Below are 11960 nucleotides of genomic sequence, written 5' to 3'. Positions count from 1 at the left end.
AATGCCGCTCACTATCTTTTCCGGAGTCTGTTCATGTCCCCCAAAATCCTGTTGCTGACCCTGCCGGTATTGCTGGCGGGATGCAGTGCCCTGTCAGAAGATGAGTGCCGCACCATGAGCTGGTACAACCTGGGTTATCAGGATGGATCGGAAGGCAAAACCCGTCAGGCGACCCGCGATTACGTTTCGTCTTGCAGCGAATATGGCCTCAAAGTGGATGAAGCCGAGTGGAAACGGGGCTACGACAAGGGGCTGGAGCTCTACTGCATTCCCGAGCTGGCTTACAGCAAGGGCAAGGAGGGGCAGGCCTATCTGGGGGTATGCCCCAATGACGCCAGCTTCCTCAAGCAGTATCAGCGCGGCTACGAAGAGTACAAACTGGCTGCCCGCATGCGGGAGATCAGCGACGAGCTGGAGCGTACCGAGCGGGATATCGATACGCTGGAGCGCAGCATCCGCAACGAAACCAACACGGAACAGCGCGACTACTACCGTGCCAAGCGCGATCGGGCCATTCGCCACTACGAATCCCTGCGCCGGGAGTACAACCGTCTGCGTTATCCGGATCGGGTGATCCAGTTCTCCTTCGGCGGTTAATCCCTCTCTTCATGGCCAGCCCGTGTGCTGGCCATGTTGCATCTTGTCGCTCAGGGCAGAACCCAGCGCTGCAGCGCCAGTGCGATGCCATCTTCGTTGTGATCGGCCGTGACCCGATGGGCATGACTCTGGATTTGCGGGGCCGCATTGCCCATGGCCACCGCCAGCCCAACTTGCTCGAACATGCTGATGTCGTTGTTGTTATCCCCAAACGCCACCACCTGCTCCATTGCAATCCCTTCACTGGCGGCCCACTGGGCCAGCCGGTTGCCCTTGCTGCAACCGGGCTGTACCAGCTCCACCGCATAGGGGGCCGCCCAGTCACGGGTAAAGGGCATCTGTTCGACCACCTCGCCCATAAAGGTGTGCAGGCGTGCCGGATCCTGATTGAACAGCTCCAGTTTCCAGACCGGGTTGTCGAGCCAGCCTGCCAGCTCCTCAACCGGGTGGAGGGCGATCTTGAGGTGGTCCGGCTGATTGGTCGACCAGTGGCGGATGCGGGTGACATGCTCTTCGCAGCCGATGTAGCCGATCCCCTCGCTCAGGTGGAACAGGGCGCCCATCTGCTGCGCCTCGACCGCGGCCAGTAGCTCGGTAAGCGGGGCGACCGCCAGCGGGTCGCCGCTGAGGATCCGGTTCTGCACCGGATCATAGAGATAGGCGCCATTGCTGCAGATGAGGGGGGTATCGAGGGCCAGCTCGTGGTGGAAGGGACGCGCCGTCATATAGTGGCGCCCCGTGACCAACAGCACCTTGATGCCGTGGGCGCGGGCCTGCGCCAGGGCTGCCCGGGTGGCCGACGAGATCTTGTGATCCCGGGTCAGCAGGGTGCCATCCATATCGAGCGCGATGGCCTTGTACTCACTCATAGCTCCTCCAGCATCGAACAAATCCGTAAAGAGCTTTACCGTCCCAAACCCGGTGCCCCGATGCAAGTCTTGTCCGCGGCCGAAGCACCGAACTGTGATCCCTTCGTGGCTCAGGTGCAGTTGGCCAGCTGTTGACGACGGTCGGCACGGCGACGCAGCAGATAGAAACCGGCGGCACTGGCAAGGGAGCAGAGGGTGGCGAGATAGAAGGGCCACTCGGTACCGGCCAGCAGCACCAGACTGCCGAGCAGCACCGCCAGGATCTCGCTGCCCACGGCGAGGGCGCGGTAGAGCCCCATCGCCTGCCCCTGCTGCTCCGGGTGACTGCGGTTGGAGATTGCCACCGAGGTGGCCAGCTCCCCCAGACTCATGCCGATGCCAGCGGGAACGAAGGTAAGCGCCAGTCCCCACCAGTGCACGGGCAGGATAAAGAGCAGCATGCCGCTCGCCATCACCAGATGGCCGACAATCCCGAGGGAGCTGCCGCGCCAGTGGCGGGCGATGCGAGAGCCGAGCCAGGAGCCCGCCATCATGGGCAGGCTCACCAGCACCGCCGCCTGCGCCAGCTGGGCCGGATCCCAGGACAGCCGCTCCACCAGCCAGATATTGAAGTAGGTGAAATAGAGCTGCACGGCGCCATAGCTGATCAGGGTGAGTGCGAAGTAGGGCAGCAGGGCCGGTTGCAGCAATAGCTGGCGGCTGGAGAGGGTCACAGCCTGACGGGTGGCCGCCACCGGCGGACGATAGGGGATCAGCCAGTAGACCAGCAGCAGGTTGAGCAGGGTCATTCCTACCGCCAGCCAGGCGGCCAGACTGTAATCCCCCGAGATCACCGCGGCGTAGCCCCCGATCATCGGCCCCACTACCCAGCCCAGATTCATGCCGATGTTGATCCAGGCGAAGCTGCGCGCCTTGTGCTCCTTGCCGGCGAGATCTGCCGCCATCGCCTGCACGATGGCGATGTTGCCGTTGCACAGCCCCTCCACAATCCGGCTGAGCAGCAAAAGGGGGAGGGAGCGCCAGGCGATACCGAGTGCCATCAGGGCATAGCCTGCCAGTACCCCCGCCAGCGAGAGCAACAGCAGTGGCTTGCGGCCATAGCGGTCGGAGAGGCGACCGAGCCAGGGGCTGCCCACCAGCTGGAACAGGGGATAGAGCCCCATGATGACCCCCAGCCACACCTTGCGGCTCCAGTCGGAGGCTTCCGGCGTCAGCATGCCGTGGGCCGGATCCAGCAGCAAAGGTGCCAACACCGGGGAGGGGAGACTGAAACCTGCAACTGCCAGCGTGACCGTCATGACCAGCACCCAGAGGGGATTTTTGTGCCCGTGTTTCTCCATGTCGCACCCATTAAGTAAAGTTATTGGTTTATTTATGCTGATTCATAGACGTGATTAAGTAAAGTGAATTGTTGATTTAATAAAGGGCGCTCCCCATAATGAGATCATGAACGCAAGCACCGACAAGATCCTGTTTCTGCTCAAGAGCCATGGCCCGCAGAGCGCCGCCGCGCTGGGGGAGCAGTTGCAGATGACCTCCATGGGCGCCCGCCAGCACCTGCTCACGCTCGAGCAGGAGGGGTGGGTCACATTCAGCGACGAGGCGCGCGGGCGCGGTCGTCCCGTGCGGCTGTGGCAGCTCACCGAGCAGGCCTGGCAGCGCTTCCCCGATAGCCATAGCGACCTGACCGTGCAACTGATCGACAACGTGCGCGAGCTGTTTGGCGAGGAGGGGATGGAGCGGCTGATCTTGCAGCGAGAGCAGCAGATGTTGACGCGCTATCAGGAGGCGCTGGGGACCCATGATCTCTCTGGACGGCTGGCGGCGCTCAAGGAGCTGCGCAGCCGCGAAGGCTATATGGCGGAAATCCGCCGTGAGGAGGATGGCAGCTGGCTGCTGTGGGAGAGCCACTGCCCCATCTGTGCGGCGGCGCGCACCTGCCGCGGTTTCTGTCGCAGCGAACTGGCGCTGTTTCGCCAGCTGCTGGCGCCAGCGACGGTGGAGCGGGAGCAATATCTGCTGGAGGGGGCGCATCGCTGCCTCTATCGCATCACGCCGCCCGCGCTCTGATTTCATCAAACGCCCAAAAACAACAAAGCAGGCGCCGGGATGCCTGCTTTGTTGCCTTCGGGGAGGGGGTTCTCTCGTTCCAGCCCGTCGTTTCCCGATAAGGTAAGACGGCTGATGGGGCTCTTGACCCGGTAAGGTCCTTCACCGCAGAGACCCGGTCAGGTATCTGCTTTGCCACCGGAAGATGTAACCATAGTATCCCTCCCATGCCGGTGAGTGGTTGCAAAGTAACCACTTATTTCGGTTGTTTTTGCAATAGTTCACCCTTAATCTAGGAAAAGTGGATTAGTCATTGCAACGAGGAAGGGTAAATGCTGAAACTTGATCGCATAGACAGACATATTCTCGAGCTGATGCAGGAGAATGGCCGCATCAGCAATCTGGAACTGGCCGAGCTGGTCGGGCTCTCGCCGTCCCCCTGCTCCCGCCGGGTCAAGGCGCTGGAGGATGCCGGTCTCATCGACACCCACGTTACCCTGCTCAATGCCCGCCAGCTGGGGCTGACTCTCACCGCCTACATTCACATCTCCATGGACAGGCACACCCCGGAGCGGTTCGAGAACTTTGACAACGCGGTCAAGGATCTGCCCGAGGTGCTGGAGTGCGATCTCATCACCGGCAACGACGCCGACTACCAGCTCAAGGTGGTGGTGCGGGACATGGAACACTACCAGCACTTCCTGCTGGACAAGCTGACCCACATCCCGGGGGTGACCGGGGTGCGCTCCAGCTTCGTGCTGCGCCGCATCAAGCACAAGACGGCGCTGCCGCTCAACCATCTGGGGTGAGCCCGCGCAAGCCGCTCATATAAACAGAAAGAGGAGGCCAGTGGCCTCCTCTTTTGCTATTCGCTCTTGGTTATTCGGTCGTGGTTATCGGTCTGGATTAGCTGTCGCGGTGACGGGGTGACTGCCGTGGTCAGACGCTGACCTGGCTGATGTCTTCCACCTGCAGCAGCCAGCCGCTCTGCTCCTGCTGCGGTTCGCCGCTGACCCGCAGCCGCTCGCCGGTCGGCACCCACTGCCCCTCGGGCAGGGAGACCAGCAGGCTCTCGCTGCCGTTGTCGAACAGCCAGCGATCTTCGCCAAGCGATTCAATCAGATAACCTTCCATCTCCACTCTAGACTCGGCTTGCCAGGATGGCGCAACGGAATCACGGCTCTCGATGAAATCCCCCTGAACACCAAAACTGGCTAGCCCCCACAGAATGGAGAGCCCGACGATGGATGTTTGCATCTTGTCTCTCCTCTTTTGGAACTGTAGGGCCAGTATGGGAACAGAAAACTGAGCGCACCATGAACAAGGTGGCAAAGTGCTGGCGAGATCGCGAAAAAATCCGGCCAATTGGCCGGCAGTGTCATTTTATGGTGCCTGGATCACACTATTTGGCGGCTTCTTCTGCCATCCGTTCAGCTCTTGGCTTATTCGTCCACATGGCTACCCCGCGATGATTCCCACAGATCCCCTCTGCCACCACGGCGCGAACCCGGGTGCCATCTTTGCAAATGGCCTGCCAGGCGTCGGCATCATCGATGGCGAGCGAGTTGGGGGGCGGCGTGGTTTGGCAAGCCGTGAGCAGCAGAGCGCACAGGGGGAGCAATTTTTTCATGGCGGACTCCTCGGGGTGATGGGGGACTGAGAGGATTGGGATGACCTCTCCACTCCCCAGCATCAGTGATAACCGGTTAAGGGGCAAGGGGAGGGACCACTGACGGCCGCAGGTGCCGTGCAGTTGGGGCTTGCCCTGTGCCCTCCTTGGGCCTAAGGTGGGGCCGTTTTACTGCCTTATTGAAGGAGCGTTTTCATGTCCACTCTCTATCCCCGCGTCGGGGTCGGCGTCATCCTGACCAACCCCCAAGGCCAGGTGCTGCTTGGCAAACGCAAAGGGAGCCATGCCCCCTACTGGTCGATCCCGGGTGGTCATCTGGAGTTGGGGGAGAGCTTCGAGTCGGCGGCGATCCGCGAGGTGGCCGAGGAGACGGGACTTGAGATCCACGGGCCCGAGGTGGTGGCGGTGACCAACAATCTGGAGACCTGGCGCGAGAGCGGGCTGCACTATATCTCGGTGACGCTGCACGCTAAGGCCGATGGTGAGCCGCAGCTGCTGGAGCCGGAGAAGTGCGAAGGCTGGGTCTGGTGCGATCCGCGCGAGTTGCCCGAGCCCCATTTCGACGCCAGCCGTCAGTCCATCGCCTGCTGGCTGGCGGGACGCTGCTATCTGCCGGGTGATATGCCCATGGTGTCGGCCGAATCAGCCTGATTGTCATAAAACGATCATCGCGCTGTCATAATATCCCCTCTCCATCGGGAGAAGAGGGATGAGGGAGAAGAGCGTGGGACAGGTATTTATTCAGTTTTTATGGCTGGGATGCATCAGTTTTGGCGGCCCGGCCGCTCATATCGGCTATTTCCAGCGTACCTTCGTCCAGCGGCTCGGCTGGCTGACACAGGCCGAGTTTGCCCGCTTGCTGGCGCTGTGCCAGCTGCTGCCGGGGCCCGCCTCCAGCCAGCTGGGTTTCGCCATCGGTCGTCATCGCGCCGGTCTGGGCGGGGCGCTCTCAGCTTTTCTTGGCTTCACGCTTCCCTCATTTCTTCTGCTACTGGCGGCTGCGATCGGTATCGGCCAGCTGGGCAGCAATCTGTGGCTTGATGCGGCGCTGCACGGCCTCAAGCTGCTGGCGCTCATCGTGGTGGCCGATGCGGTGCTCACCATGAGTCGTCAGTTCTGTGCCACGGGAATGACCCAAGGGATCATGGTGGTGACCGCTGCTGCACTCTGGTGGCAGCCCGGTCTGCTGACTCAACTGTTGATGCTGGCGGGAGCGGCGCTGATCTGCGCCCGCAGCCAGCGCGGGGCGGGTAGTGTGCCAGCCTCCGCCGAGCTGCCTTCTGCCGCCAGCAGTCAGCCTCATTGGCCGACCTTGCTGCTGTTTGGCATCCTTTTTATCGGTCTGCCGCTGCTCGCTAGCCCGATTGGCCAGCTGGCTGCCGACTTCTATCGCGCCGGTAGTCTGGTGTTTGGCGGTGGTCATGTGGTGTTGCCGCTACTGCAAGAGAGCGTGGGCCACACTCTCAACGAGCAGCAGTTTCTGACCGGTTACAGCCTGGCGCAGTTGGTGCCGGGCCCCATGTTTACCCTTGCCACCTATCTTGGCGCCCAGTTGTTGCCAGGGACGCCACTGCTCGGTGCAGTGTCGGCGACCCTGGCGCTCTTTGCACCCGGCTTTCTGCTGCTCTGGGCGGTGGGCCCCTGCTGGCAACAGTGGCTGGCCTGCCCCCGTCTGGCGGGGGCCGTCACCGGAATCAACGCCGCCGTGGTGGGCTTGTTGCTGGCGGCCCTCTATCAGCCGGTGTGGCAGAGCGCGGTGTTGGCGCCGACCGATCTGGCGCTGGCGGCCATCGGCTTTTATCTGCAGCGGGTGTTGAAGTTGCCGGTGCCGGCCATCGCGGCCCTGTTGGTGATGGCTGCTATCCTGCTGGCGTGAACGCGGTGAAATCCCGATAAAAAACGGCGCCTCCGTGATGGAGGCGCCGTTTTTTATTGCAATGGGTCAGCCGCTTAAGCGTCGGGATCGAAATCCAGACTCAGGCTGTTGACGCAGTAGCGCTGGCCTGTCTCGGTCGGTCCGTCGGGGAAGACGTGACCGAGGTGAGAGCCGCACTGGCGGCAGGTGATCTCCACTCGCTTCATGCCGTGGCTGTTGTCCTCGGTGTACTCCACCGTCCCCTCGATGGCCTTGTCGAACGAGGGCCAGCCGCAGCCGGAATCAAACTTGGCTCCTGAGTGAAACAGCACGCTCTTGCAGCAGACACAGAGGTAGTCGCCGCTCTTGCGATTGTGGAGCAGGGCGCCGCTGTAGGGGCGCTCGGTGCCCTTCTCCCAGCAGACGTGAAACTGCTCGGGGGTCAGTTTGCTGCGCCACTGTTCCGGATTGTTACTGCTCATACCGACTCCTTGCCATCCATACCGGAGCCCAGCATAACGGCTCCGTAAAGCTGACTCCAGCATGCCTCTTATGCTTTGCCTGTATCTGTGATCGAGGTGGCAACCATCTCCTCACCGGATGCAGGGAGAATTTCCTGCTGCGGTGGCTGGGCATCCTCCGAGGTGCTGGCCAGCGCCACCCGCTCCAGCAGTTTGAGGGAGTGGGCCCGGCCGACTGCCACCTGCCGTTTGATGTCATCCGGCAGGAAAGGCAGCCCATCGTTGGTGGCGGTGTCGATGGTCTGGATCCACTCCAGCCCTTCCCCCGGCGGTGGCAGGCGGAACTGGATATCATAGTCGCTGGCGTTGAACAGCACGTACCAGCGCTCGCCGACACAGTTGATCATGCCGATATCCATGGCGAACGCCTGCCCCATGGGGGCGTGCCAATCCTGATCGGTGAGCTGGTGGCCGTCCGGGTGATACCAGTTGACCTGATGGCAGCTGGACGGGGTGCCATTCCAACTGTCGTCGCTCAGTTGCAGGTTGGAAAAGACGCAGGACTCCGCCCGCAGCGCCATCATCTGCTGGGTGAAGGCTAACAGCCGCTCATCCTCCGGGCGCAACTGCCAGTTGACCCAGCTGATCTGGTTGTCCTGACAGTAGGCGTTGTTGTTGCCAAGCTGGCTGCGTCCCATCTCGTCGCCGGCGAGGAAGTGGGGAGTGCCTTGGGAGAGCAGCAGGGTGGCAATCAGATTGCGTTTCTGCTGCTGGCGCAGGCTGTTGACCCGCGGATCCAGAGTCGGCCCCTCCACCCCGTGGTTATAGGAGAGGTTGTTGCCGTGGCCATCCCGATTGTCCTCACCATTGGCCTGATTGTGGCGCTGGTTGTAGGAGACCAGATCCTCCAGAGTGAAACCGTCGTGATAGCAGAGGTAGTTGACGCTGGTGTGGGGGGAGCGCCAGTTCTTCGGGAAGATATCCCGCGACCCCACCAAGCGGGTGGCAAAGTCCCCCATCTTGCCCGCATCACCGCGCCAGAAGGCGCGCACCGTATCGCGGTAGCGGTCGTTGATCTCCTGCCACTGGCTCGGGAATTGACCCAGCCGGTAGCCGAAGGGACCGATATCCCAGGGTTCGGCGATGAGCTTGACCTGTGACAGCACTGGGTCGGCCATCACGGCTTTGAAGAAGGCGCCCATGGGCTCGAACTCCCCCGCTTCCCGCGCCAGCGTCACCGCCAGATCGAAACGGAAGCCATCCACCTGCATCTCGGTGACCCAGTAGCGCAAAGCATCGAGCACCAGTCGCAGGGTGTTGGGGTGATCCAGATTGACGCTGTTGCCACAACCGGTCACGTTGGCGTGACGGGTGTAGTCCGGGCCGTGGGGACCCGCTTCGAAGGCGTAGTAACCGGCGTTGTCAAAGCCCTTGAACGAGAGGGTAGGGCCGTCGAAGCCAGAGGCGGCAGTGTGGTTGTAGACCACATCCAGGATCACCTCGAGCCCGGCCCGGTGCAGCTCGCGCACCATGGTCTTGAACTCGGTCACCGCCTCGTCTGCCTTGGTGCTGTAACGCGGCTCCGGGGCGAAGAAGGCGATGGGGTTGTAGCCCCAGTAGTTGGTCAGTCCCAGCTGCTCCAGTCGCGGTTCCGACATGAAGGCGGCCACCGGCATCAGCTGCACCGAGGTGATACCGAGGCTCTTCATGTGCTCGATAACCAGCGGGTGACAGATGCCAAGGTAGGTGCCCTGCAGCGCTTTTGGGATCCCCGGGTGCTGCTTGGTAAAGCCTTTGACGTGGGTCTCGTAGATAATGGTGCGGGCTGGACTGATCCCGGGTTTGCCAACCCCTTGCCAGTCAAAACGGTCATCCACTACCACCGACTTGGCAATCATCCCGGCACTGTCCCCCTGATAGAGGGCTTCATCCCAATAGGTGGGACGGCTGAGCGCCCTGGCGTAGGGGTCAATCAGCAGTTTTTGCGGATCGAACAGCATCCCCTCCTGCGGGGTGCCATAGACCCGATAGCCGTAGCGCTGACCGGCCTTTACACCGCGCACGTAGCCAAAGCGATACTGGCCACGGCGGCCGGGCAACTCCAGCCGCATCAGCTCCTGCTCCTGCTCGTCGTACAGGCAGAGCTCCACCTTGTCCGACTGGGGGGCCCAGACGCAGAAGTGGCAACCGTTCTCGTCAAGGCGAGCCCCCAGCGGGTGGCCCACCCCTTTTTCCATTACAAGCATCAAGACTCCTGTTTGATAAACAAGGTCGCCAGCGGCGGCAGATCCAGCACTATGCTGTGTGCCATCCCCTGCCAGGGGGTCGGCTCGGCAGCGAACACCAGACCTACATCATAGTTACTGCCCCAGTAATACTCGCTGTCGGTGTTAAGCACCACCCGATAGTGGCCCGTCGCAGGGACGCCGATCCGATATTCGAGACGAGGCACCGGGGTGAAGTTGCAAGCCACCACAATAGCCTGCTTGCCCTCTTTATCCGCCCGCAGCCAGGCAAAGATGCTGTTGTCGGCATCGTTGTGATCCAGCCAGCGGAAGCCGGTCTGCTCATAATCGGCCTGATACAAGGCAGGCTCATGACGGTAGAGGTGGTTGAGATCGTGGATCAGCCGCTGCTGACCGGCATGCTTGGGATATTGCAGCAGATGCCATGGCAGCTGGGCATCGTGGTTCCACTCGTTGCTCTGAGCGATTTCGGTGCCCATGAAGTTGAGCTTCTTGCCCGGGTGGGCGTACATAAAGCCCATGTAGGCCCGCAGGTTGGCGGCTTGCTGCCACTCGTCGCCCGGCATCTTGTAGAGCATGGAGTGCTTGCCGTGTACCACCTCGTCGTGGGAGAGCGACAGGATGAAGTTCTCGTCATAGTGGTAAACCATGGAGAAGGTCATGTCGTTGTGGTGGTAGCGACGGTGGATCGGCTCTTTCTGCATATAGGTGAGGGTGTCGTGCATCCAGCCCATATTCCACTTGAAGCCAAAGCCGAGGCCGCCGAGGAAGGTGGGGCGGGAGACACCGGCAAAGGCGGTGGACTCTTCGGCTATGGTCATGGCGTGGGGATACTTGCCGTAGACCTCCTCGTTGGTCCACTTGAGCAGACTGATCGCCTCGTAGTTATGGTTGCCGCCATCGACGTTCGGTACCCACTCACCGGCGTTGCGGGAGTAGTCCAGATAGAGCATGGAGGCGACCGCATCCACCCGCAGGCCGTCGATGTGGAACTTGTCGAGCCAGAACAGGGCGCTCGCCACCAGGAACTGGCGCACTGTGTCGCGGCCAAAGTCGTAGATGTAGGAGTTCCAGTCCGGGTGCCAGCCACGGCGCGGATCTTCATATTCGTAGAGCGGGGTGCCATCGAAACGGGCCAGGCCGTGGGCATCGGACGGGAAGTGGGCGGGCACCCAGTCCAGAATGATGCCGATGCCGGCCTGGTGGCACTGGTCGACGAAGTATTTGAAATCATCAGCGGTGCCGTAGCGGCTGGTGGGGGAGAACATGCCCACCGGCTGGTAGCCCCAGGAGCCGCTGAAGGGGTGCTCGGAGACCGGCAGCAGCTCGATGTGGGTGTACTCCATCTCCTTGACGTAGGCGACCAGCTCCACTGCCAGCTCGCGCCAGCTCAGGCTGTCGCCGTTGGGGTGGCGTTTCCAGGAGCCGACGTGCAGCTCATAGATGGAGAGCGGCTGCTCGCGCTTATCGTTGTGCTGGCTGGCAATCCACTCGGCATCCTGCCACTGGTACTGGGCGTGGTCATAGACCACGGAGGCGAACGACGGATACTGCTCGCAGTAGAAACCGACAGGGTCGCTCTTGTGGGGCAGCCGGTTGCCCATGGGGTCCTTGAGCTCGAACTTGTAGCGATCCCCGGCCTTGAGGCCCGGCACAAACAGCACCCAGTGACCGCAGAGGCTGCGTTGCATCGGATGGCGGCGGCCATCCCAGAAGTTGAAATCGCCGATGAGGCTCACGGCGGTGGCGCTCGGTGCATAGACCGCAAAACGCACCCCTTCCACCTGCTGGCCAAGATGCTCCACGGTGCGTAACTGGGCGCCAAGGGTGTGGTAGAGGTTTTCCGGCTGGGCGGTCAGTTCGGCCAAGCCTGCCCAGGCGGCATCCTGAAACTGATAGGGGTCGATGACCTCGGTGGTGGCATCTTGGTAGCTGGCGATCAGCTGATAGGGGAAGGAGTTTTTGCGGCGGGTGAAAACAGTTTCAAAAAGACCCGATTCATCGGTGGGCGCCAGGGTGGCAACGACTTTGCCCGACTTGAGATCCTTGACGCGGACTTCGAGGGCATCAGGCAACCAGGCGGTCAGTTTGAGGCCGAGCCCATCCGGATTGGCCTGCAGGCCTAAATGAGAGAAGGGATCGGAACAGCGGGCAGCAACCAAACGTTCAACGAGCATCGAGATTTCCTTTCATGACAGAGCATCCACCCCGGCCGAAGCCGGAGTGGATTTAGGTGAGAGCGCTGTGAGAGAC

General features: G+C 61.7%; 12 protein-coding genes. 5 read left to right on the top strand and 7 right to left on the bottom strand.

What is annotated here, in order from left to right:
- Window positions 1-33 precede the first annotated feature (33 nt).
- The gene (locus tag ACTG2S_RS18765; RefSeq protein WP_069554893.1) at window positions 34-597 is read left to right on the top strand and encodes a DUF2799 domain-containing protein; all 564 of its coding nucleotides are present in this window, start codon (window positions 34-36) and stop codon (window positions 595-597) included.
- Window positions 598-647: 50 nt separating this feature from the next.
- Here ACTG2S_RS18765 and ACTG2S_RS18760 read toward each other — a convergent pair whose 3' ends face one another.
- Together ACTG2S_RS18760 and ACTG2S_RS18755 are read right to left on the bottom strand one after the other, a co-directional pair.
- Window positions 648-1466 carry a Cof-type HAD-IIB family hydrolase gene (locus ACTG2S_RS18760; RefSeq protein ID WP_374836802.1) on the bottom strand — a complete coding sequence of 273 codons (819 nt, stop codon included), beginning with the start codon at window positions 1464-1466 and terminating at the stop codon, window positions 648-650.
- Between the two features lie 110 nt (window positions 1467-1576).
- Window positions 1577-2806, bottom strand: coding sequence for an MFS transporter (locus tag ACTG2S_RS18755; RefSeq protein WP_439983100.1), 1230 nt, complete (start codon window positions 2804-2806; stop codon window positions 1577-1579).
- Between the two features lie 106 nt (window positions 2807-2912).
- On the opposite strand from ACTG2S_RS18755, the gene ACTG2S_RS18750 reads away from it, so the two are divergent.
- Together ACTG2S_RS18750 and ACTG2S_RS18745 are read left to right on the top strand one after the other, a co-directional pair.
- Window positions 2913-3536 (top strand): helix-turn-helix transcriptional regulator, encoded by a 624-nt coding sequence (locus ACTG2S_RS18750; RefSeq protein WP_257124340.1) that lies wholly within the window; start codon window positions 2913-2915, stop codon window positions 3534-3536.
- 311 nt (window positions 3537-3847) lie between these two features.
- Window positions 3848-4324, top strand: coding sequence for an Lrp/AsnC family transcriptional regulator (locus ACTG2S_RS18745; protein WP_042074137.1), 477 nt, complete (start codon window positions 3848-3850; stop codon window positions 4322-4324).
- Window positions 4325-4454: 130 nt separating this feature from the next.
- Here ACTG2S_RS18745 and ACTG2S_RS18740 read toward each other — a convergent pair whose 3' ends face one another.
- Together ACTG2S_RS18740 and ACTG2S_RS18735 are read right to left on the bottom strand one after the other, a co-directional pair.
- Window positions 4455-4772 carry a hypothetical protein gene (locus ACTG2S_RS18740; RefSeq protein ID WP_005343224.1) on the bottom strand — a complete coding sequence of 106 codons (318 nt, stop codon included), beginning with the start codon at window positions 4770-4772 and terminating at the stop codon, window positions 4455-4457.
- Window positions 4773-4917: 145 nt separating this feature from the next.
- Complete coding sequence (locus tag ACTG2S_RS18735; RefSeq protein WP_274160836.1) at window positions 4918-5145, bottom strand: hypothetical protein; 228 nt, start codon at window positions 5143-5145, stop codon at window positions 4918-4920.
- Window positions 5146-5340: 195 nt separating this feature from the next.
- Between ACTG2S_RS18735 and ACTG2S_RS18730 the strand changes: the two genes are divergently transcribed.
- Together ACTG2S_RS18730 and chrA are read left to right on the top strand one after the other, a co-directional pair.
- Window positions 5341-5796, top strand: a complete 456-nt coding sequence (locus tag ACTG2S_RS18730; RefSeq protein ID WP_113739819.1) for a nucleotide triphosphate diphosphatase NUDT15 — start codon at window positions 5341-5343, stop codon at window positions 5794-5796.
- A gap of 73 nt (window positions 5797-5869) precedes the next feature.
- Window positions 5870-7021, top strand: a complete 1152-nt coding sequence (gene chrA / locus ACTG2S_RS18725) for a chromate efflux transporter (protein ID WP_113739913.1) — start codon at window positions 5870-5872, stop codon at window positions 7019-7021.
- A gap of 74 nt (window positions 7022-7095) precedes the next feature.
- On the opposite strand, the gene msrB is transcribed toward chrA, so the two are convergent.
- The 3 genes from msrB to glgB all read right to left on the bottom strand — a co-directional run bounded on the left by msrB (window position 7096) and on the right by glgB (window position 11884).
- Window positions 7096-7482, bottom strand: coding sequence for a peptide-methionine (R)-S-oxide reductase MsrB (msrB, locus tag ACTG2S_RS18720; protein ID WP_005354730.1), 387 nt, complete (start codon window positions 7480-7482; stop codon window positions 7096-7098).
- A gap of 68 nt (window positions 7483-7550) precedes the next feature.
- Complete coding sequence (glgX, locus tag ACTG2S_RS18715) at window positions 7551-9707, bottom strand: glycogen debranching protein GlgX (protein WP_439983096.1); 2157 nt, start codon at window positions 9705-9707, stop codon at window positions 7551-7553.
- The gene (gene glgB, locus ACTG2S_RS18710) at window positions 9707-11884 is read right to left on the bottom strand and encodes a 1,4-alpha-glucan branching protein GlgB (protein WP_274160838.1); all 2178 of its coding nucleotides are present in this window, start codon (window positions 11882-11884) and stop codon (window positions 9707-9709) included. Before glgB ends, glgX begins: the two co-directional genes overlap by 1 nt.
- Window positions 11885-11960 lie beyond the last annotated feature (76 nt).

The sequence above is a fragment of the Aeromonas sp. 82P genome (genome assembly GCF_051919365.1).
Taxonomy (GTDB): Bacteria; Pseudomonadota; Gammaproteobacteria; order Enterobacterales; family Aeromonadaceae; genus Aeromonas; species Aeromonas veronii.
The sequence above is the reverse complement of the archived record's forward strand: the minus strand, read 5'-3'. Positions and strand labels throughout refer to the sequence as shown.

Coding starts and splice junctions, on each gene's coding strand:
- ACTG2S_RS18765 (WP_069554893.1), top strand. CDS start 34: ATGTCCCCCAAAATCCTGTTGCTGACCCTGCCGGTATTGCTGGCGGGA.
- ACTG2S_RS18760 (WP_374836802.1), bottom strand. CDS start 1,466: ATGAGTGAGTACAAGGCCATCGCGCTCGATATGGATGGCACCCTGCTG.
- ACTG2S_RS18755 (WP_439983100.1), bottom strand. CDS start 2,806: ATGGAGAAACACGGGCACAAAAATCCCCTCTGGGTGCTGGTCATGACG.
- ACTG2S_RS18750 (WP_257124340.1), top strand. CDS start 2,913: ATGAACGCAAGCACCGACAAGATCCTGTTTCTGCTCAAGAGCCATGGC.
- ACTG2S_RS18745 (WP_042074137.1), top strand. CDS start 3,848: ATGCTGAAACTTGATCGCATAGACAGACATATTCTCGAGCTGATGCAG.
- ACTG2S_RS18740 (WP_005343224.1), bottom strand. CDS start 4,772: ATGCAAACATCCATCGTCGGGCTCTCCATTCTGTGGGGGCTAGCCAGT.
- ACTG2S_RS18735 (WP_274160836.1), bottom strand. CDS start 5,145: ATGAAAAAATTGCTCCCCCTGTGCGCTCTGCTGCTCACGGCTTGCCAA.
- ACTG2S_RS18730 (WP_113739819.1), top strand. CDS start 5,341: ATGTCCACTCTCTATCCCCGCGTCGGGGTCGGCGTCATCCTGACCAAC.
- msrB (WP_005354730.1), bottom strand. CDS start 7,482: ATGAGCAGTAACAATCCGGAACAGTGGCGCAGCAAACTGACCCCCGAG.
- glgX (WP_439983096.1), bottom strand. CDS start 9,707: ATGCTTGTAATGGAAAAAGGGGTGGGCCACCCGCTGGGGGCTCGCCTT.
- glgB (WP_274160838.1), bottom strand. CDS start 11,884: ATGCTCGTTGAACGTTTGGTTGCTGCCCGCTGTTCCGATCCCTTCTCT.